This is a genomic window from Xanthomonas hortorum pv. pelargonii (assembly GCF_024499015.1).
GTDB lineage: Bacteria > Pseudomonadota > Gammaproteobacteria > Xanthomonadales > Xanthomonadaceae > Xanthomonas > Xanthomonas hortorum_B.
On record NZ_CP098604.1, the window covers coordinates 2,118,476 to 2,139,985 of the forward strand.

At 66.5% G+C, this 21,510-nt stretch carries 15 protein-coding genes and 1 pseudogene; 5 read left to right on the forward strand and 11 right to left on the reverse strand.

From position 1 onward, the window contains the following. Positions 1 to 57: 57 nt before the first annotated feature. Both cls and NDY25_RS09450 read right to left on the reverse strand, forming a co-directional pair. Entirely contained in the window at positions 58 to 1,476 is a 1,419-nt protein-coding gene (cls, locus tag NDY25_RS09445) for a cardiolipin synthase (protein WP_256627899.1), read from the reverse strand. 13 nt (positions 1,477 to 1,489) lie between these two features. Beyond that, entirely contained in the window at positions 1,490 to 2,800 is a 1,311-nt protein-coding gene (locus NDY25_RS09450) for a LysR family transcriptional regulator (protein WP_168957495.1), read from the reverse strand. A gap of 101 nt (positions 2,801 to 2,901) precedes the next feature. Here NDY25_RS09450 and NDY25_RS09455 point away from each other — a divergent pair, with 101 nt between their 5' ends. From NDY25_RS09455 to NDY25_RS09465, 3 genes are all read left to right on the forward strand, one after another. Continuing rightward, on the forward strand, positions 2,902 to 3,573 hold the full coding sequence (locus NDY25_RS09455; RefSeq protein ID WP_023905626.1) for a 4-carboxy-4-hydroxy-2-oxoadipate aldolase/oxaloacetate decarboxylase: 672 nt from the start codon (positions 2,902 to 2,904) through the stop codon (positions 3,571 to 3,573). Further along, a complete protein-coding gene (locus NDY25_RS09460; protein ID WP_168957497.1) occupies positions 3,566 to 4,621 on the forward strand; it encodes a 4-oxalomesaconate tautomerase in 1,056 nt (351 codons plus the stop codon). The genes NDY25_RS09455 and NDY25_RS09460 overlap by 8 nt, the downstream gene beginning before the upstream one ends. A 366-nt stretch (positions 4,622 to 4,987) precedes the next feature. Next, the gene (locus tag NDY25_RS09465) at positions 4,988 to 6,010 is read left to right on the forward strand and encodes an amidohydrolase family protein (protein ID WP_168957498.1); all 1,023 of its coding nucleotides are present in this window, start codon (positions 4,988 to 4,990) and stop codon (positions 6,008 to 6,010) included. A 274-nt stretch (positions 6,011 to 6,284) separates the two neighbouring features. Here the strand turns inward: NDY25_RS09465 and rpmG are convergent, their stop codons facing one another. The 9 genes and pseudogenes from rpmG to rsmG form a co-directional block, all read right to left on the reverse strand. Next, complete coding sequence (rpmG, locus tag NDY25_RS09470; protein WP_002809462.1) at positions 6,285 to 6,452, reverse strand: 50S ribosomal protein L33; 168 nt, start codon at positions 6,450 to 6,452, stop codon at positions 6,285 to 6,287. 13 nt (positions 6,453 to 6,465) lie between these two features. Further along, positions 6,466 to 6,702 (reverse strand): 50S ribosomal protein L28, encoded by a 237-nt coding sequence (rpmB, locus tag NDY25_RS09475; RefSeq protein WP_002809459.1) that lies wholly within the window; start codon positions 6,700 to 6,702, stop codon positions 6,466 to 6,468. Positions 6,703 to 6,978: 276 nt separating this feature from the next. Further along, a complete protein-coding gene (locus NDY25_RS09480; protein ID WP_168957499.1) occupies positions 6,979 to 7,611 on the reverse strand; it encodes a cation transporter in 633 nt (210 codons plus the stop codon). Then, positions 7,608 to 10,823, reverse strand: coding sequence for an efflux RND transporter permease subunit (locus NDY25_RS09485; RefSeq protein ID WP_168957500.1), 3,216 nt, complete (start codon positions 10,821 to 10,823; stop codon positions 7,608 to 7,610). Before NDY25_RS09485 ends, NDY25_RS09480 begins: the two co-directional genes overlap by 4 nt. 176 nt (positions 10,824 to 10,999) lie before the next feature. Next, positions 11,000 to 12,262: an efflux RND transporter periplasmic adaptor subunit gene (locus tag NDY25_RS09490; protein ID WP_168957501.1), complete on the reverse strand. Its 1,263-nt coding sequence runs from the start codon at positions 12,260 to 12,262 to the stop codon at positions 11,000 to 11,002. A 224-nt stretch (positions 12,263 to 12,486) separates the two neighbouring features. Further along, positions 12,487 to 13,758 carry a TolC family protein gene (locus tag NDY25_RS09495; RefSeq protein WP_168957502.1) on the reverse strand — a complete coding sequence of 424 codons (1,272 nt, stop codon included), beginning with the start codon at positions 13,756 to 13,758 and terminating at the stop codon, positions 12,487 to 12,489. A gap of 55 nt (positions 13,759 to 13,813) precedes the next feature. Then, entirely contained in the window at positions 13,814 to 14,197 is a 384-nt protein-coding gene (locus NDY25_RS09500) for a DUF2946 family protein (protein ID WP_168957503.1), read from the reverse strand. 697 nt (positions 14,198 to 14,894) lie between these two features. Then, positions 14,895 to 16,721 (reverse strand): DUF885 domain-containing protein, encoded by a 1,827-nt coding sequence (locus tag NDY25_RS09505; RefSeq protein ID WP_251755024.1) that lies wholly within the window; start codon positions 16,719 to 16,721, stop codon positions 14,895 to 14,897. A 225-nt stretch (positions 16,722 to 16,946) separates the two neighbouring features. Continuing rightward, positions 16,947 to 17,587: pseudogene (rsmG, locus tag NDY25_RS09510) on the reverse strand (16S rRNA (guanine(527)-N(7))-methyltransferase RsmG). A gap of 355 nt (positions 17,588 to 17,942) precedes the next feature. Here rsmG and NDY25_RS09515 point away from each other — a divergent pair. Together NDY25_RS09515 and NDY25_RS09520 are read left to right on the forward strand one after the other, a co-directional pair. Then, positions 17,943 to 19,571: an alkaline phosphatase D family protein gene (locus NDY25_RS09515; RefSeq protein WP_168957505.1), complete on the forward strand. Its 1,629-nt coding sequence runs from the start codon at positions 17,943 to 17,945 to the stop codon at positions 19,569 to 19,571. Positions 19,572 to 19,838: 267 nt separating this feature from the next. Then, positions 19,839 to 21,416, forward strand: coding sequence for an alkaline phosphatase D family protein (locus tag NDY25_RS09520; protein WP_168957506.1), 1,578 nt, complete (start codon positions 19,839 to 19,841; stop codon positions 21,414 to 21,416). Positions 21,417 to 21,510 lie beyond the last annotated feature (94 nt).

Below are 21,510 nucleotides of genomic sequence, written 5' to 3' on the forward strand. Positions count from 1 at the left end.
CGTCGCACCGATGACAGCCGCCATGGCCACTGCGATGGCAGAGCACGCACGCAATTCCTACATCAACGCATCCGCCAACCGCGCAATCCCTTCGCGGCTGCGGCGCCAGGCCGGGCGACTACGCCACTGCTCCAGCTGCAGCTGGCGTGCGTTGGCCAGGTAATCCTGCTCGATCGCACGCAGCCGCTGCACCGCACCATGGTCGTAGCACAGCATGCCGATCTCGGCGTTGAGCGCGAACGAGCGGATGTCCAGGTTGATCGACCCCACCAGGGCGATGTCCTCGTCCACGCTCAGGTGCTTGGCATGCAGAAAGTGCGGGCGGTACAGCGCAATCTTCACCCCGCAGCGCAGCAGCTCTTCGAAATACGCCTCCTGCGCCCACGCCGCCAGGACCTGGTTGTTGCTCTCCGACAGGATCAGCTGCACATCCACACCCGAGACCCCGGCAATGCGCAACGCACTGAGCAAGGCTTCGTCGGGGACGAAATACGGCGTCACCAGCACCACCTTGCGGCGCGCCAGATGGATCACGGCATTGATCGCATCGCGCGCATTCTCGAACGGGTACGCCGGCCCGCTCGGCAACAGTTGCGTGGCGATGTTGGCCTCGCACACCGGCGCGTCCGGCCACACGTCCAGGCGCTGCCCGGTTTCGGTGAACCAGTCGCTGGCGAACACCGCTTCGAGATGATTGACCACCGGCCCGCGCACGCGCGCCACCAGTTCGCGGTTGGGCACTCCCTCGATGAAGCCGGCCTCGGCCAGATTCTGCGAGCCGACAAAGCCCACCTGGTTGTCGATCACCGCAATCTTGCGGTGATTGCGCAGATCCATGCGCCCGCTGCGACGCCAGCGCAGCCCACCGGGCAACACCGCCAGCACCTCCACACCGCCGGCCTGCAACCGCTTGCGGTAGTGGCGCAAGCCACGCTTGGCGCCCACCGCATCCAGCAGCACGCGGCAACGCACGCCGCGCGCACTGGCGCGCTCCAGTGCGGCCACCACCGCATCGCCCACCGCATCGTCGAACATCAGGTAGTACAGCAGATGCACGCGTTTTTCCGCCGTATCGATCGCGTCGGTCAAGGCCTGCAACGACTGCGCGTAGTCGTCCAGCAACTCCACCGCATTGCCCAGCGTGGGCATGAAATCGCCCTGGCGTTCGATCAGCGGCACCACCTCCGCGCTGCTGGAATCTGCCTGCGGCATCCAGCGCAAGGCGTGCAAGGGCAGCTGCTGCTCGCGGATCACCTGCGAGGCGGTGGCCTGGCGCTCCACCCGCAAGCGCGACAACCACGGGTGGCCGAACAGCAGATACAGCGGCAGGCCGACCACCGGTACGAAGCCGATCAGCAACAGCCAGCTGCGCGCCGCGCCGGGCGTGGTGCGGGCCGGAATCCACAGCAGTGCGGCCAGGCGGATCGCCCAGTCCAGCGCCAGTAGCCAGGTCCCTTGCAACCAGTCGGGCAGCATCAGCGATCCGTTCTCAAGAAGACTCCGATTCTGACTGCGCCGCCTGTGAACGCAACGGCGCGACACCACTGATCGGCGCGCAATAGCGAAACGGCCCGCCGTGCGCATCGGCCGGCTGCACGCGCTCGGCGCAGACCTGCCGCAGCGTCTGCACGAACGCCGACTGCGCGCGGGTGGGATGCCAGTCGCTGCGCAGCGTCATGCCGATCTGGCGACGCAACTGCGGCCCGGTGGCACCGATCTCGCACAGCAACCCGGCGCGGCGCTCGAACAGAAACTGGTCGCGCGACATCAGCGTGAGCCAATCGTCTTCCAGCAGCAGCCCACGGATGGTCAGCTCCGCGCCGCATTCGATGCGCAGCGCAGGCGGTTCGATGCCCTGATCGCGAAACATCTGCTCCCAGCGCGCGCGCACCGGCGTGCCGGTGGTGGCGATCACCCAGGGGTACTCCAGCAATTGCGCGAACGCATAGGCCTGCCCGGCCAGCGGATGCCCGCTGCGCGCCACGATCACCGGCGCGTCGTCGAACAACGTCTCCTGCAGCACATCGCGCACCGGCAAGGGCTCGCGCAGCGCACCGATCAACAGATCCAGTTCGCCATCGCGCAGATGCGCCAGCAATTCGGCATACGGCCCTTCGACCACGTTGACGCTGGCACCAGGATGCGCGCGCACAAAGCGCGCCAGCACCTGCGGCAGCAGGATCGCCCGCGCCAACGGCATCACCCCCAGCGTGAGCCGGCCGGCGTGCTGCGAGCGCAGCGCGGCCACTTCGTCCAGCCCGGCGCGCAGCTCGGCCAGCGCCAGCCGCACCTGCCGCAACAGCCGCACTGCCACCGGGGTGGGCTGCATGGTCTTGCCGCGACGCACCGTCAGCGGCACCTCGATCACCTCGGCCAGCGCCTGCACCGCGCGGTAGATCGCCGGCTGCGAGACCCCGGCGCGCGCCGCCGCCAGCGAATAACTGCCCGCCACATCCACCGCGATCAAGGCCTGCAACTGCCCCAACGAGACCCGCCGCTCCAGGCCCGGGCGTGCCGGCAGCCGCAGCGCACGCCGCGCCACCCGGATGCCACGGCCCAGTTGCTCCAACGCACGTTCGATGCGCGGCACCAGCAGCTGCGTGGCCTCGGTGGCGACCATGCCGCCCGGATGCCGATCGAACAGGCGCACCCCGAGCTGCTGTTCCAGCCGCGCCACCGCCTGCGTCAACGCCGGCTGCGACAGATTCACCTGCGGCGCGGCCGCGCTGACGCTGCCCAGCCGGTGCACCACGACCAGGGCGTAGAGATGGCGAAGGTTCGGTTCCAGAATCGGCGGCATGCTCTAACTATAAGCAAAACCAATATGCATACCTCAAATGAATCTTGAGCCATCAGGCGATCGGCGCACAGACTCGGCACACCCCTAACGAGGATGGATGGATGAGCCAGGTCGTCACCCGGATCGAGCGCACCCCGCTGGCCATCGTGGATGGGCTTGCGCAGGCCGGCGTGGCCACCGTGCACGAGGCGCAGGGGCGCAGCGGCCTGCTGCATCACCGCCTGCGCCCGATCTACGCCGGCTGCCGTGTTGCCGGCACTGCAGTCACAGTGTCGATTCCGCCCGGCGACAACTGGATGATGCATGTGGCCATCGAGCAACTGCAGCCCGGCGACGTGCTGGTGGTGGCACCGACCAGCGACTGCTGCGACGGCTACTTCGGCGATCTGCTCGCCACCTCGGCACAGGCGCGCGGCTGCCGCGGGCTGATCATCGATGCCGGCGTGCGCGACGTGCGCGATCTCACTGCCATGCAGTTCCCCGCATGGAGCCGCGCCATCTGCGCGCAGGGCACCATCAAGGAGACGCTGGGCTCGGTCAACGTGCCGCTGGTCTGCGCCGGTGCGCTGGTGCAGCCGGGCGATGTGGTGGTGGCCGACGACGACGGTGTCTGCGTGGTGCCGCGCGCCACTGCTGCGCAGGTGCTGGCCGAAGCGCAGGCACGCGAAGCGCGCGAGCTGATCAAACGCGACCGTCTTGCCAGCGGCGAACTGGGCCTGGACATCTACGCCATGCGCGAACGCCTGGCGGCCAAAGGCCTGCGCTATGTCTGAGCACGTACGCGCGATGTGGATGCGCGGCGGCACCTCCAAGGGCGGGTTTTTTCTGGCCGACGATTTGCCCGGCGATCGCGCCACACGCGATGCGTTTCTGCTGCGCGCCTACGGTTCGCCGGATCTGCGCCAGATCGATGGCATGGGCGGCGCCGACCCGCTCACCTCCAAGGTGGCGGTGGTGTCGCGCTCCACGCGTGCCGATGCCGACGTGGACTATCTGTTCCTGCAGGTGTCGGTGGAACAGGCACAGGTCAGCGATGCGCAGAACTGCGGCAACATGCTCGCTGGCGTCGCCCCCTTCGCCTTGGAACGCGGCTTATTGCCCGCGCACGATGGCGAAACCGACGTGCGCATCTTCATGCGCAATACCAACGCGCTGGCCACCGCCACCGTGCAGACGCCCAACGGCAAGGTGCGTTACGACGGCGATGCCCGCATCGACGGCGTGCCCGGCACCGCTGCGCCGATTGCGCTGGCGTTTGCCGAGATCGCCGGCTCTTCGTGTGGCGCGTTGCTGCCGACCGGCCATGCGGTGCAGACGCTCGACGAAGTAGAGGTCACCCTGATCGACAACGGCATGCCCTGCGTGGTGCTGCGCGCCAGCGATCTCGGCATCAGCGGCTACGAAGACCGCGCCACGCTCGATGCAGACCAGACACTGAAAGCCCGCCTGGAATCGATTCGCCTACAGGCCGGCCCGTTGATGCGGTTGGGCGATGTCACCGATGCCACCGTGCCGAAAATGATGCTGGTCGCCGCACCGCGCAACGGCGGCGCGATCAGCGTGCGCTCATTCATTCCGCACCGCTGCCATGCCTCGATCGGCGTGCTGGGCGCAGTCACCGTCGCCACTGCCTGCCTGCTACCTGGCTCTCCTGCGCATGCGCTGGCGCAGTTGCCTGGCGGCAGCACACAGCAGCTGGATGTGGAACATCCCAGCGGTGCGAGCAGCTGTGTCATCACCCTAGACGCGCGCGGCGAGGTGGTGCGTGCCGCCGTGCTGCGCACCGCACGCAAATTGTTCGATGGTGAGCTGTTTGCTTGAGCGCGGCTGCCAGCATGCGATGTGGCAGCCGGCATCGCGCTGGGTTGAACCCGGGTCGTTGATGCGTGGTGTGCTGCGTGCTGCAGTCCGCGTGCCGGCTATTAACGATCGCGCGTGGCGCGTTCTCTGCGCACTCCAGCAACGCGAGTCGCTTTTCGGGCTACCGGCCGGATATCAGCGCGGCATTCCGGTTCGCTCGGGTGCGATGCATTGCTTCGCCGACAACTGCAGATCGATGGCAGTGCATACGCGGAGCTACATCGCTCCCAGACCCATGCATCCGAATCCAGACCTCCGTCCACCTGCGCACTGCACATCTCTCGGTCGCAGGCACAGCGCGCTCTGCGCACCTCAACGAGCATTCTCATGATCATCGACTGCCACGGCCACTACACCACCGCGCCCGCTGCACATGACGCCTTCCGCAAGGCGCAGATCGCACACTACGACGACCCGCAGTTGCCGGCACCGATCTATCCGCAGATCTCCGACGACGCATTGCGCGAAAGCATCGAGCAGCATCAGCTGCGGCTGCTGCGCGAGCGCGGCGCGGACATGACGATTTTTTCGCCACGCGCCAGCACCATGGCGCACCACATCGGCGACGAAGCGGTGAGCCAGGTCTGGACGCGCCATTGCAACGACCTCATCGCGCGCGTGGTGCAGCTGTATCCGCACACCTTTATCGGTGTGTGCCAGTTGCCGCAATCGCCGGGCGTGGCGATCGCGCACTCGATCGCCGAGCTGGAGCGTTGCGTCAGCGAGCTCGGGTTCGTCGGCTGCAATCTCAATCCCGACCCGTCCGGCGGCCACTGGACCGGCGTGCCGCTGACCGACCGCGCCTGGTATCCGTTCTTCGAAAAAATGGTCGAGCTCGACGTGCCGGCCATGGTGCACGTGTCCGGCAGTTGCAACGCCAACTTCCACGCCACCGGCGCGCATTATCTCAATGCCGACACCACCGCGTTCATGCAGTTTCTCGAAGGCGATCTTTTCAGCGACTTTCCCGACTTGCGCTTCATCATCCCGCACGGTGGTGGCGCGGTGCCGTATCACTGGGGCCGCTTCCGCGGCTTGGCCGACATGCTCGGCAAGCCGCCGTTGTCCACGCACGTGATGCGCAATGTGTTCTTCGATACCTGCGTGTATCACCAACCTGGCATCGACCTGTTGTTCGAGGTGATCGACATCGACAACATCCTGTTCGGCTCGGAGATGGTCGGCGCGGTGCGCGGCATCGACCCGCAGACCGGCCAGTATTTCGACGACACCAAACGCTATGTCGATGCCTTGGCGATCTCCGATGCAGACAAGCGCAAGGTGTTCGAAGGCAATGCCAGGCGTGTGTATCCGAGGCTGGATGCGCAACTGCGCGCACGCGGGATGTAATCCCCTTCTCCCTCCGGGAGAAGGTGCCCCGCAGGGGCGGATGAGGGTACGGGCGAAGCCTCGTGCCATCCATTACCAAGTGGCTTCGCCCCGTACCCTCACCCCTACCCTTCTCCCGAAGGGAGAGGGGAATGCAGTTCGCCGAGTTGTATTGGCCCAGGAAGTTGCGGATTAAAACCATGGTTGCGATCAAACCCGCAATGCACACACCACAAACGCAAACACCCGCCTTTCGGCGGGTGTTTGCTTGAGTGCAGATCGGGTAATCGGTGGATTACTTGATCTTGCCTTCCTTGTACATCACGTGCTTACGCACGACCGGGTCGTATTTCATCATTTCCATCTTCCCCGGAGTGTTTTTCTTATTCTTATCCGTGGTGTAGAAGTGGCCGGTAGCGGCCGAGGAAATCATACGAATCTTGTCACGCTTGCCTTTTGCCATGACTGCTTACTCCTCAGACCTTTTCGCCGCGCGCACGTAGCTCTTTCAGAACGGCATCAATCCCGTTCTTGTCGATGGTGCGCAATGCATGCGCGGAGACACGAAGCTTCACCCAACGGTTCTCGCTGGCGACCCAGAAGCGGCGCTCGTGCAAGTTGGGCAGGAAGCGACGACGGGTTCTGTTGTTTGCGTGGGAGACGTTGTTACCCGTCTGCACACGCTTGCCGGACACTTGGCATACGCGGGACATTACGCACCTCGATAAATGAATTGCCACCCATAGCCTGGGGAGCGGCGGCCCCGACAGCGCTAGGCTGCCACGCAACGTTGGGAATCAAGTACTTACGCTGGAAACGAGCCGGCAACCCCATCGCGCTGGGTGCCGCCATCCGGAGCGATCCGGGCACAGCGAGCCGCGCATTATGCATGGCTTTCCTATGTGCCGCAAGCACTTACAGCACTCGCCCTCTAACCCACCGCTGTCGGCACCTCGCCCGGAGGCGGTGGTCGATCAGCCTCCCACGCCCTACGTCAGCGCAGCGACCCGATGCAGTTCCGCCCATGCGCTGCGCGCCACCTGCCAGGCCGAGCGCAGAAACAGCAGCAGCAACGCCACCGCGATCACCAGGTCGGGCCAGCCGCTGCCGAACGCCCACACCGCCGCACTGGCAGCCAGCACCGCAAGGCCTTCGTAGACATCATTGCGCGAGCAGGCCCAGGCCGAGGCCAGGTTGATGTCGCCGTTACGGTACGGCCACAGCAGGCGCAAACACACCAGATTGGCGGCAAAGTTCAGCGCGGCCACCATCCCCATGCTCTGAAACAGCGGCAGCTGCGGGTGGGCCAGCTTCCAGCCGATCTCGGCGGCCACCGCCAGCGCCGCCAGCAGGATCAATCCGGCCTTGAGCAAGGCGACCCGCGCCTTGGCCGCCAGGCTGGCGCCCACTACCGCCAGGCTCAATGCATAGGTCAGCGCATCGCCCAGGTTATCCAGGCTGCCGGACAGCAGCGAAGCGGCGCCACTATGCAGCGCGCCGGCAAGCATCAGCGCAAAGCTGCCGGCATTGATCGCCAACACCCACCACAGCACGCGCCGCTGACGGGCCTGCATTGCGGCCACATCCAGGGTCTTGCCGCACCCGCAACAGGACTCGCTCATGGCGTGCCTGCCTGCGGCGTTGCCACGAAGACCGGTCCGGATCGCCCCGAGCGCTCACGGTGCAGCCAGCGATACAGCACCGGCAACACCAGCAAGGTGAGCAAGGTGGACGAGACGATGCCGCCGATCACCACCGTGGCCAGCGGGCGCTGCACTTCGGCACCGGCGCCGACGTTGAAGGCCATCGGCACGAAGCCCAGCGCGGCCACCAACGCCGTCATCAGCACCGGGCGCAGACGGCTCAGTGCGCCTTCGCGCAGCGCCTGCTCCAGCGACATGCCCTCGGCCCGCAAGCTGCGTACGAAGGCGATCATCACCAGGCCATTGAGCACCGCCACGCCCGACAACGCGATGAAGCCGACGCCGGCGGAGATCGACAACGCCAGATCGCGCAGTGCCAACGCCACCACGCCGCCGGTCAATGCCAGCGGCACGCCGCTGAACACCACCAGCGCATCGCGCAGCGAGCCGAACGACCAGTACAGCAGCGCGAAGATCAGCAACAAGGTGCCCGGCACCACCCAGGCCAGGCGCTGGCCTGCAGAGATCAATTGCTCGAAGGTGCCGCCGTAGCCGATCCAGTAACCGGTCGGCAGCACCACCTCGGCCTGCACGCGCTGCTGCACCTCGGCGACGAATCCGCCCAGGTCACGGTCGCGCACGTTGGCAGTGATCACGATGCGGCGCTTGCCGTCTTCGCGATTGATCTGGTTGGGCCCCAGCACGGTTTCGATCTTCGCGACCTCACGCAGCGGCACGGTGGTCGGTTCGCCGCTACGCCAGCCGGCCGCGCGACTGGATTCGTCCGCATCGGCGCGCTCGCCATCGCCGCGCAGCGGGATCGGCAGATCGGCCAATGCGGTGGGATCCTGACGCAGGCCTTCCGGCAGCCGCACCACGATGTCGAAACGGCGGTCACCTTCGAACAACTGCCCGGCAGCCTGCCCACCCACCGCCGCCGACACCGTGTCCTGCACCACGCCGGGATTGAGGCCATAACCGGCCAGCGCGGCGCGATCGGGCACCACCGCCAGCATCGGCAAGCCGGTGGCCTGCTCCAGGCTCACGTCGGCCGCGCCCGGCACCGTGCTGGCGACCTCCTGCACGCGCTGCCCCAGCTTGACCAACGTGTCCAGGTCGTCTCCGTACACCTTGATCGCCACATCCGCACGCACGCCGGAAATCAGCTCGTTCATGCGCATCTGGATCGGCTGGGTGAACTCGTAGTTGTTGCCCGGCAGCTGCTTCACCGCCTCCTCGATCTCGGCCACCAGTTGCGCCTTGGGCTTGCGCGGATCCGGCCACTGATCGCGCGGATGCATGATCAGGAACGTATCGGCCACCGATGGCGGCATCGGGTCGGTGGCCACTTCGGCGGTGCCGAGCTTGCCGAACACATGCGCCACTTCCGGAAACTGCTTGATGCGTTTTTCCAGCGTGGATTGCATGGTGATGGCCTGTTCCAGGCTGGTGCCGGGAATGCGCAAGGCATGTAGCGCGATATCGCCTTCGTCCAGGTTCGGAATGAACTCGCTGCCCAGGCGCGTGGCCAACACCGCGCACAGCGCCACCGCCACCACCGCACCAATACCGACCAAACGGCCATGCCGCAGCGCGCGATCCAGCATGGGCGCATAGACGCGACGCGCCCAGCGCATCGCACGGTTTTCGTACTCGGCCACCTTGCCACCGAGCAACAACGCAATCGCCGCCGGTACGAAGGTCAGCGACAGCAGCATCGCACCGCTGAGCGCCAGCACCACGGTGATCGCCATCGGATGGAACATCTTGCCTTCGATACCGGTGAGCGCAAACACCGGCAGATACACCGCGGTGATGATGCCCAGGCCGAACAAGCTGGGACGGATCACCTCTGCGGTGGCTTCTGCAGTGAGTTCGAAACGCTCCTCGCGCTCAAGCACACGTCCTAAGCGCAACTGCGCTTCGCCGAAACGGCGCAAACAATTCTCCACGATGATCACTGCGCCATCGACGATCAAGCCGAAATCCAGCGCGCCCAGGCTCATCAGATTGCCGGACACGCCACCGCGCACCATGCCGGTGAGCGTGAACAACATCGCCAACGGAATCACCGCCGCGGTGATCAAGGCCGCACGCACATTGCCCAACAACAGGAACAACACCACGATCACCAGCAAGGCGCCTTCGATCAGGTTCTTGGCGACGGTGACGATGGTGCGGTCCACCAACGCGGTGCGGTCGTAGACCGGTACTGCCTGCACGCCGGCCGGCAAACTGGCGTTGGCCAGTTCCAGGCGCTGCGCGGCCGCTTGCGCCACGGTGCGGCTATTGGCGCCGACCAGCATGAAGACCGTGCCGAGCACCACTTCGGTGCCGTCCTGCGTGGCTGCACCAGTGCGCAACTCGCGGCCCTCGCCGACCTGCGCCACATCGCGCACCCGGATCGGCACACCCTCGCGCCGATCCAGCACGATTGCGCCAATCTGCGCGATATCGTCCACCTGCCCCGGCACCCGCACCAGAAACTGCTGGCCGTTGCGTTCGATATAGCCGGCACCGATATTGCGGTTATTGGCTTCCACCGCCTGCGCTACATCGTCCAGCGTAAAACCCAACGCCACCAGGCGCGCCGGATCCGGCGTGATATGGATCTGCCGCGCATAGCCGCCGATGGTATTGACCTCGGTAACGCCGGGCACATTGCGCAACTGCGGGCGTACCACCCAGTCCTGCAGGGTGCGCAGATCGGTGGCTGTCCACGCGCTGCCATCGGGCTTGCGCGCATTCGGCTTGGCTTCCACCGTGTACATGAAGATCTCGCCCAAGCCGGTCGCGATCGGCCCCAGCTGCGGCTCCAGATCGGCCGGCAATTGCGACTTGACCTGCTGCAACCGCTCGGCCACCTGCTGCCGCGCAAAATACAGATCCGTGCCATCTGCGAAGACCGCTGTCACCTGCGACAAGCCATAGCGCGACAACGAGCGCGTGGACTCCAGCCCCGGCAACCCCGCCAACACCGTCTCCAGCGGAAACGTCACCCGCTGCTCCGATTCCAACGGCGAATACCCCGGCGCGGCCGTATTGACCTGCACCTGCACATTGGTGATATCCGGCGTCGCATCGATCGGCAACCGCGAAAAACTCCACGCCCCGATCGCAATCAATACCCCCGTCAACGCCAGCATCAACCACCGCTGCGCGATCGCGAACCGAATGATGTTAGTGAGCATGACGCGCACCTCCGCGCACACTCGGCGCAACTGCGTGCGCAGCCACACCGATCAGTGCGTGCGTGCCTGCGTTGCGACCGCGTCGATGACTGAAAAAACGTGTCACTGAAGCATGGAAGAGCTGTTCGCACGCACGTGCGTGCGGTCGAGGAAGAAGCAAACCGGAAACGCAGCGATCAATGATCATGCGACGCCCCCGACTTCTCGATATCCGCCTTGACCAGATAACTCTGCTCCACCACCACCGCGTCACCCGCCGCCAAACCCGACACCACCTCCACCTGCTGCGCATCGCGCGCGCCCAGTTTCACCGGCCGCACCTCGTACACATCGCCAACCCGCACGAACACCACCTCCCAGTCGCGGAACTGCTGCAATGCCCCCACCGGCACCACCATCGCCGCTGGCTGCTGCGCCACCGTCACCCGCGCCTTCACCGCGGAGCCCGGCCGCCATAAGCCATCGCTGTTGCGCAGCACCGCGCGCGCCACCGTGCTCTGACTCGCGGTGGCGGTACCCGGCAACACGCGCTCCAACGTGGTCTGCGCCACCACGCCATCGCTGATGCGCGTCACCGTCACCGGTGCGCCGGCGGTGATGTGCCCCGCATCGGCACCGAAGATGTGCAGATCCACCCACAAGCTCGACAGGTCCGCGATCTCGAACAACACCTGGCCTTCGCCCGCATTGCTGCCCAGGCTGGCGTTGCGGGCCAACACGGTGCCGCTGATCGGCGCGCTGACCGCGTAGGTGGTCAGACTCAGATTGCTCTCCACCGTGGCCAATACCTGACCGGCGCGCACCTGGTCGCCGACATTGACGCGCAAGCTGCGCACCGGCCCGGGAAAGCGCGCGGTGGCCTGCGCCTGCGCACCTTCTGCCGGCGTCAGCAGGCCTTGCACTTCGTGCTGGTCGGCGATGCTGCCGGGGCCAACGGCTGCGACACGAATGCCAGCATCCTGCGCGATCTTCCCCGCGATGGTGGTACGGCCTTCATAGCTGGGATAGGCCCAGCGATGCGACTTGCCCTGCACGGTGGCGCGCACCTCCACATCGAACGAATGCGGCTCGCCCACCGTGCTGTCGGCCAACAGACTACCGTCTTCGCGTGCGCGCAATTGGTGCACTTCGTTGACGCCGCCGAGCCGGGTCAAACGCACCTCCACACTGCCGGCGCTGGGCGGCAATGGTTTGCCGTCGCGGTACAGCCAGGCTTGGTACGTGGGTGGCGTGCCGTCTTCTGCAATCGCCAGCTCCACGCTGTCGCCGCCCTGTTCGAGCAGGCGCCCGCCGTGTGCGCCTTTTTCGGCTTCTTCGCCGTGTGCGTCGGCTTCACCCTCGGCACCGGGTGTTGCATGCTCGTGTGCTTCTTCGCTGCTGCGGCCGCAGCCACTCAGCAGCAGCGCCAGCAACAGCGGCGCGATCAGAAAACGTGTCATCGAATTACATCCTGGTGGGCGCCGGCGCAGTGCGTCGGGCGAACGAACGAAGAAGGTATGCGCTGGATCCGCGGTAGGCGCGAGCGTCGCCTGGCGACTGCTGGATGCGGACGCGGTTGCGGTTGCGGTTGCGGTTGCGAACGCCGATTCAGATACCGATACCGGCGCAGCAGATCCAGGCGGACGCATGCAGGCCGCGCGAAAACGCGCCGCAGAAGTAGCGCTCATCGCCCCACCTGCGCAGCGCTTTCAAGCACAAACGGTTGCCCGGTGAGGCGCTGAATCTCGATCAACGCGGTCTGCGCTTCCAGTGCCGCAGCCAGTTGCTGCTGGCGCGCATCGCTGCGCTGCGCCTGCAGTTGCGCCCAGTCCAGATAACTGGTGGCACCGGCGCGATACGCGCGCTCGGCAGCGGCATCGGCACGCGCAAGCGCGGGCAGCACATCGCTGCGCATCCGCGTCACTTCCAGCTGTGCGGCGCGGTAGCGGCCATGCGCATCGGCCAGCGTGGTGTACAGCACCAAGGCCTGCGATTGCCGCTCGATGTCCAGCAGCGACAGCTCCGCCTCGGCGGCGCGGATCTCCGGTTGCGCGCGCGCGGCGCTGCCCAGGGCCAGCGAGACGCTGCCGAGCAGCGCAGTGGCGTCGTTGCCCTCGAGCCGGCGCACGCCCACCTGCCAGTCCAGGTCCGGGCGCGCCTGGCTGCGTGCCAGCCGCACCCGCGCCTCGCGCACGCGCTGCTCGCCGTTCAAGCGCGCCAGTTCGGGCGTGGCATCGAGCAGCTGCGCCAACACCTCGAACTCGGGAATGGCCGGCAACTGCAGCGGGTCGCCGCTGACATCGCCGAAGTCCGGCGTACGCTCACCCCATAACACCGCCAGCTGGCGACGTGCCGCCACCAGCTCCTGCTGCGCGCGGTCGCGCTCCAGCTCCGCGCGCGCCTGCAAGGCCTGCGCGGTCAACACGACCGATTCAGGCGAGGCGCCGGCCTGCAGCCGTTGGCGCGCGGCACTGACGGTGCGCTGGCGCTGGGCAAGCGTTTCCAGTGCGACCGTATGCCGTTGCGCGGCCATGCCGATGGCCAGATAACGCCGGGCGACTTCGGCCAGCACATCCAGTCGTGCCAGCGCCCGCTGCGGCGCCAGCGCGTCGATACGTGCCTGGGCCAGCGTGCGGCGCGCGTCGAGCTTGCCGCCGCGTTCCAGCACGCCGGCCAGGGTGACGGTGAGTTCGGCCTGGTCCAGCGCGCGGGTCGGGCCGGTGCCGAACACGTTTTCCAGTTCGGCGCCGATACGCAACGGCGGGCGCAACGCGTCGCGCTCGGCTTCGGCGGTGAGGACCGCGCGCTGACCATCGGCCAGGCGCAGATCGGGGTGCTGCCGGGCGACGCGCGCAATGGCGTCGTCCAGGGTCAGCACGGGTTTGGGCGGTACGTCCTGCGCCATGGCGCACGGCACGACCGCGAAGACGGCAAGTGCCGTCAGTCGCAACCACATGAGGGTGTCTCCGGAATCGGGATCGATGGACAGGCCGGCAGCTGCCGGCGATGCATCAGGCCGCGATCGGAGGACGCAATCCGGTCTCGCTCAGTTGCGAGCGGTAGTGCGCGAAGACGGCCACAGGCTGGGCCTGCGTATGCGTGGACAGCGGCAGCCAGGACAGCGCCGGCAACACGGCCGGATTCTGGCCGTGGCAGTAGCCGCTGTGCATCAAGGCGTGCATCAGGCCGGCACCATCGCGCTCGCCGGCATCGCCTTCGTCGGCACCGTCATGGCCGTGCGGCGCGGTGTCTTCCAGATGCATCTGGTCGTGCGCCAGCGCATGTACATCGCCCAGCGCGCAGGCCACCGGTGCGACCAACACGCCCATGACCAACACCGCCAACGCCATCAGGCGCAGCAACGGGTGCAACAGGCGGGCGCGGCGAAGCAACATGGGCGCAGCGTATCGGGGCCGGGGTAGTTACACAATCGCATGCACGGTTTAGTCGGAAGCTCAGGTCAAAAGCTTAGTGAGTCGAGGGCGCGGTGCCCTCGCCGCTTGCGGGACACGCCGTGAATCCATCCCTGGAGGCTCGGTGGCGGCATCCATGCCGCCACACGGTCCCGCAAGCGGCGAGGACACCGCACCAGAGAGTTTGTCGGCGGCTTTTTTAAAGCCATGCACACAGACCAACTCGAATGGTCCTTGCCCGCTCACCGTCGCGGGACCTTACGCGGCATGGATGCCGCGTAAGAGCTTACAGGGACGTACTTGCAGCGTGTCCCACGATGGTGGGCGGGCAAGGGCCCTGCAGCAAACGCAAAGAACTCAAGTGCGCGATGCCCTCACCGCCCGCGGGACACGCCGTGAACCCGTCCCTACCAGACAGGTTGCTGATTGCTTTATTGAGAACAGGACACGGCGCCAGCCAGTTTGCTGGATGCTTTGTTGAAAGCCATGACCACCGACCATCTCGACTGGTCCTTGCCTGCCCACCGTCGCCTTACGCGGCATGGATGCCGCGTAAGAGCTTACAAGGACGTACTTGCAGCGTGTCCCGCGATGGTGGGCGGGCAAGGGCCCTGCAGCCAAATCAAAAACCAGCCGCTCTAAAGGTGGTCTTGTCAGCCGCTCCAAATGCCCCCGGGTGTCACAGCGCCGCGTTGCGGGCCGGCTTGGCGTCGGCCGGGCGCGCCTTGCTCTCGGCGATAAACGCGCGCACCTGCTGCTCCAGCACAGGCAGGGTCACCGAGCCCTGCTTCAGCACCGCGTCGTGGAAGGCCTTGATGTCGAAGCGATCGCCCAGCTCCTGTTCGGCCTCGGCACGCAGCTTGACGATGCTGATCTCGCCCAGCTTGTAGCTCAGCGCCTGGCCGGGCCAGGAGATGTAGCGGTCCACCTCGGTGGTGACCTCATGCTCGCTCAGCGCGGTGCGGTCGCGCAGGTAGGCCAGCGCCTGCTCGCGGCTCCAGCCGTCGTGGTGCACGCCGGTGTCGATCACCAGCCGGCAGGCGCGCCACATCTCATAGGTGAGCCGGCCGAACTCTTCGTACGGAGTCTCGTAGATGCCCATCTCCTGGCCGAGCTTTTCGGTGTACAGCGCCCAGCCCTCGCCATAGGCGGAAATGTAGCTTTCGCGACGGAACGCGGGCTGGTCGCCCTGCTCCAGCGCCAGCGAGCCCTGCAGCGAATGCCCGGGCGAGGACTCGTGCAGCGTCAGCGCCGGCAGGTTGTACAACGGCCGCGATGGCAGGTTGTAGGTATTGACCCAGTACGTGGTGGAGCCCCCGCGCCCGGCAGTCCAGAACGGCGCGATATCGTCCGGCACCGGCTTGATGGTGAAGCGCCCGCGCGGCAGCGTTCCAATGAACTTGCCGACCTGCCCGTCCACGCGCTTGGAGATCCACGCGGCGCGGTCCAGCAGTTCCTGCGGGGTCTTGGTGTAGAACTGCGGATCGGTACGCAGGAAGGCCAGGAACTGCGCAAAGCTGCCCTTGAAGCCGACCTGCCTGATGATCGCGTCCATCTGCGCCTGGATGCGTGCCACCTCGTCCAAGCCAATCTTGTGGATCTGCTCCGGGGTCAGTTCCAGCGTGGTGTATTCGCGGATCTGTTGGCGATAGAACGCCTTGCCGTCGGGCAGCGCTTCGGCCGCCAGCGTGGTGCGCGCCTTGGGCATGTAGTCGTTGCGGAAGAAGCTCAGCAGCTTGGCGTAGGCCGGCAGCACCGCCGTGCTCAGCGCGGCCTTGGCCTGTTCGCGCAGTTGCGCCTGTTCGGCGGCGGGGATCTGCGCCGGCAGCTGCTTGAACGGTGCGTAGAAACTCGATTCGGTGGGGTCCTTGACCTCGGCGACGGTGGCGATGGAGACATCGCGGCCATCCAGCACCGCGCGCGGCACGCTGAAACCGCGTGCCAGGCCGGCGCGCATGTTGGCGGTCTGCTGGTCGAAGTAGCGCGGCACATCGTTGAGGCGCGCGATATAGGCGCGGTACTCGGCAGCGGTTTTCATCGGCCGCTGCGCCATGAAGCCCAGGTTGGACCAGAACGAGCTATCCGAATTGAACGGCATCTCGTACAGGCGCAGGCGCACTTCGACGGCGAGGTTTTCCACCTGCGGACGGTAGATGGCGTAGTTGACCTGGTTGGTGGGCGACAGTTGTTTCGGGTCGACGCCTTCGAGCTGCTTGAGCACGCCGTCCCACACCGCCAGGCGCGCCTGCTGCGCCGCCGGGCCGACATCGGGCAAATGCGTGTTGTCGCCGGTGGTGTCGCTGTCTTCGTCGGCCTGGCCGGTCTCGGCCTGCCGCCATGCCCACTCTTTTTCGTAGATGGCGCGGAAGCGCGCGTCGGCGGGTGCTTCGGCGGTCAGCGTGGCCGGCGGTGCCACCGGTGCCGGTGCGGCGGCCTGCGCCGAGGTGGCGGCGAAGCTTGCGCCCAGCAGGGCGAGCGAGAGTGCGGCGGCGAGAGGAGATGTCACGTGCGGGCGGCCTGCGTCTGGATCGAACGCGCAATGATGGCAGCGCAGGCGCTCGTTGCCATGGGCCGGAAGTCCCAGCGTGGGGATTGGGGATTAGGTGAGAGCTATGGCCGATCGCGCGCACCGCCACGTCGGGCCCCTTCCCCTGCAGGCGGGAGAAGCGACCAGGCGCCGTGGCTTTTTAGCTCTCCCGATGCACGCGGCCGGGGCAGGCAGGCCGCCGCTTCAGCCCGTCTTGCGCACCACGACCAGATGCCGCTCGCCGTCCAGGCCGGGCACCTGCAGCGGATGCACCTCAGCTACGCTCCAGCCGGCGGGCAGTGCGGCGATCTCCTCATGCGGGTAGATGCCCTTCATCGCCAGCAGGCTGCCGCCCGGGCGCAGCAGGTGACCGCCGACGGCGATGATGCCGGCCAGCGTATCCAGCGCCCGCGCGGTGAGATGGTCGTAGGCGGCCGGCTCGTCCAGCGCCTCGGCGCGCGACTCGGCCACGCGCGCATTGCCCAGCGCCAGGTGGCGCAGCGCCTCGCGCATGAAGCGCGCCTTCTTGCCGTTGCTTTCCACCAGCGTCACCTGCAGCTGCGGGCGGGTGATCGCCAGCGGGATGCCGGGCAGGCCGGGGCCGGTGCCCAGGTCGGCCAAGGTGCCGCTGGCGATGTAGGGCTGCATGGCTAGCGAATCGAGCAGATGGCGGGTGACCATCTCGCGCGGGTCGCGCACGGCGGTGAGGTTGTAGGTCTTGTTCCAACGCACCAGCAGCGTCAGATAGCGCAGCAACGGCGCGGCAAACGCCGCATCCAGGGATTGGGCCTGCAGGCCATTGGCCAGCGCAGCGGCTACATCGGGGGAAGTGCGGCATCGTTCATCCCGCGATTATCGCAGCTGGCTGGCGTGCAGGTGCGTGCGTGACGCGCATGGTGGCAATGCGCGGCGCGTGGGCAGGAAGCCGACGTCCTTGAACAAACGTCCAGGCCTGGCGATGCCGCAGGAACTGCAAAAATGACAGCCGCCGCTGCACCGGCGCATGCGCATCGCTTTAGGCGGGAGCATCCGCTGCGGTGGCACACCCCGTACAAGCCATCCGCCATCTGCCATCCGATGTCGATGACGATGTCGATGACGCGCGCAAGCCTGCGCCAGCAGCGACACCACTGCCGCTGCCATTGAACGGACATCCGCCCGTCGCACTATGGTCGCGTCCGCTAGATCGCCTTTGTGCCCATGTCCTTGATCGACCCGTCTTCCGCATCGCCCCTGCCCGGCTCCGACAACACGACACCCACGGTGGATCACAGCCGCAGGCGCATTCTCATCGCCGGCGCCGGGCTGGCGACTGCCGGGCTGCTCAGCCCGTTCGCACGTGCCAGCGGCAGCCCGGACCCGTTCACCCTGGGCGTGGCAGCAGGCGACCCGCTGGCCGACGGATTTGTCATCTGGACCCGGCTGGCACCGCGCCCGCTGGACCCGGATGGACGCGGCGGGCTGACCGCACCGGTGCGTGTGCGCTGGCAGGTGGCCAGCGATCCGGGCATGCGCCGCATCGTGCGCCGGGGCGAGACCATGGCCAGCCCGGCCTGGGGCCATGCGGTGCATGTGGAGGTCGCCGGCCTGGCCGCCGATCGCCCGTACTGGTACTGCTTCCAGGCGCTAGGCGCGCGCAGCCCCGTCGGCAGCGCACGCACCTTGCCGGCGCCGCATCAGTTGCCGGATGCGGCGCGGCTTGGCTTTGTGTCCTGCTCGCACTGGGAGCTGGGCTATTTCAGCGCCTACCGCCATCTTGCTGCCGAACAACCGGACCTGGTGTTCTTTCTCGGCGATTACATCTACGAATACAGCAACCACGGCGAGGCGGCGAACAAGATCGTGCGCCCGCACGGCAGCGGCGAATGCCTGGACTTGGCCGGCTACCGCAACCGCTATGCGCTGTACCGTACCGATCCCGACCTGCAGGCCTTGCATGCCGGCAGCGCCTGCGTGGCGACCTGGGACGACCATGAGGTGCAGAACGATTACGCCAATCGCTGGTCGCAGGATCCGTCGATTGCAGTCGACACCTTCCTGGCCCGACGCGCGGCCGCGTATCGCGCCTTTTACGAGCACTTCCCGCTGCGCGCGCGCAATCGCCCGCATGGCGCCGACATGCGCATCTACCGATCGCTGGACTACGGCCAGCTGGCACGCTTCTACGTGCTCGATGGCCGCCAGTACCGCAGCGAACAACCCTGCCCGCAGGCCAACGGCTGGCGCGGCGGCCATGTGGTGGACGACAGCTGCCGCGAACGCACCGACCCACGCCGCACCATGCTTGGCTGGGAACAGGAGCGCTGGCTGCATGGCGCCTTCGCACAATCGCCCGCGCGCTGGAACGTGATCGCGCAGGATCTATTGGTGGCACCGATGAACCAGCACGGCCGCGACGGCGTGCTCGGGCAGTGGACCGACGGCTGGGACGGCTACCCGGCCACGCGCACCCGCATGCTCGACGCAATCGCCAAGACCCGGCTACGCAACCCGGTGTTCTGGGGCGGCGACATGCACTCGTACTGGGTTACCGACTTGAAGGCCGATCCGGCCAATCCCGACTCGCCGACGCTGGCCACCGAATTCGTCGGCACCTCCATCACCTCCGACGGCCAGAGCAATGCCGAGCTGCAAGCCACCATGGCGCTCAATCCGCATGTGCACTACGCCGAAGGCGAAACCCGCGGCTATGTCTCGGTAACGCTGACACCGGGCCGGATGGAAACGCGCCTGCAAGGCATCTCCGACCGCCGCGACCGCCAGGCCACGGTCTCGACGTTGAAGCGCTTTGTGGTCGAAGACGGCAAGACGGGGGCGGTGGAGGCGTAAGTCTGTGCGGTGTGCTGCAGCGGGTAGTGGCAACTTCATGCGACACCCATCCCCCACAGCGCACTTGCGCCGACCTTCCACGACAGTCTCCACAGGCGTGAAGCGCTATTCCCCAACGGCGCCGCGCAGAGCTTCATCTGCGTGCTGCGCAATACAGTGACTGCATCCATCACCACGCGACCTACTGCGCCATGCAGCGCAATGGACACGTCCCGGTAAGACGGCGGCGCTATATCTGGACGCTGCTGCCAGATAGTCGAGGATGCCATGACCGCCTCCGATCCCGCCCGCCGCCGCGTGTTGCAAGGTTTAGGCGCCGGCCTGTTGTTGCCGGCCACTGCTGCTTGGTCCACGCGCAGTCTGGCCGCGCCCTCCGGGCGGCCGATGATCACCGACGGGGTGCAGAGCGGCGATGTGCTGGACGGCCGCGCGATGCTGTGGAGTCGCTGCGATCGGCCGGCGCGGCTGCGGGTGGAATGGGATACAAGCCCGAGCCTGCGGCAGGCGCGTTGCGTGGATGGGCCGGTGGCGTTGCCGGCACACGATTTCACTGCGCGGGTGGACCTGGGCGCATTGCCGCGCGACCAGGACATTTTCTACCGGGTGCGCTTTGAAGACGCCGACAGCGGTGTGTTGAGCGCGCCGGTGCACGGTCATCTGCGCAGTGCGCCGCACGCGCGTGGCGATGTGCGCTTTGTGTGGAGCGGCGACACCGTGGGCCAGGGTTTCGGCATCAATCCGGACATCGGTGGCATGCGCATCTACAGCGCGATGCGCGAACGCAATCCGGACTTTTTCCTGCATAGCGGCGACACCATCTATGCCGACGGCCCGATCCCGGCCGAGCTGATCGTCGAAGAAGGCAAGCGCTGGCGCAATCTCACCACCACGGCCAAGAGCAAGGTAGCCGAGACGCTGGACGAATTTCGCGGCAATTACCGTTACAACCTGCTCGATGAAAACGTCCGTCGCTTCAATGCCGAGGTCGCGCAGATCTGGCAGTGGGACGATCACGAAACCACCAACAACTGGTCGCCCGGCAAGCAGTTGGACGAGCGCTATCAGGTGCGCGATATCGATGTGCTGGCCGGCCGTGCACGTCAGGCATTTCTGGAATATGCACCGATGCGCGGCGTGCGTGCCGATGGCGACGGGCGCATCTATCGCAAGATCGGTTATGGCCCGCTGCTGGATGTGTTCGTGCTGGACATGCGCAGTTACCGCGGCGCCAACAGCGACAACCTGCAGCCGCAACCCGGCGCAGACGCTGCATTTCTCGGCACGCAACAACTGGCGTGGCTGCAGCGCGAACTGGCTGGCTCACGCGCGCAATGGAAGGTGATTGCCGCCGACATGCCGATCGGCCTGCAGGTGCCCGATGGGCAGGACGCCGCAGGGCGCGCGCGTTGGGAAGCGATCGCCAATGGCGAGCCGGGCGTGCCGCGCGGTCGCGAACAGGAGATCGCCGCGCTGCTGCGTTTCATCAGCGCAGCGCGCATCCGCAACACGGTGTGGCTGACCGCCGATGTGCACTACTGCGCGGCGCATTACTACCATCCCGATAAAGCGGCGTTTCAGCAGTTCGAGCCGTTCTGGGAATTCGTCGCCGGCCCGCTCAATGCCGGCAGTTTCGGACCGAATGCGCTGGATGCCACCTTCGGCCCGACGGTGATCTTTCAAAAAGCACCGCCTGCGCCGAACCTGTCGCCGCTGGCCGGATTTCAGTTCTTTGGCGAAGTGGAGATCGACGCACACACCGGCGTGCTGACGGTAACGCTGCGCGATCTGGATGGCGTGGCGCAGTTCCGCCAACCAATCTTGCCGCATGGGCATGGTGCGACGTAGGCAAACGCATTGCCCGCGCTTGCCAGCGGGGCGCGCTGGTGCGGCATGCGAGGTCGCAGAACCGCTGCAGCATCTCTCAGGTTATGCCGATGCC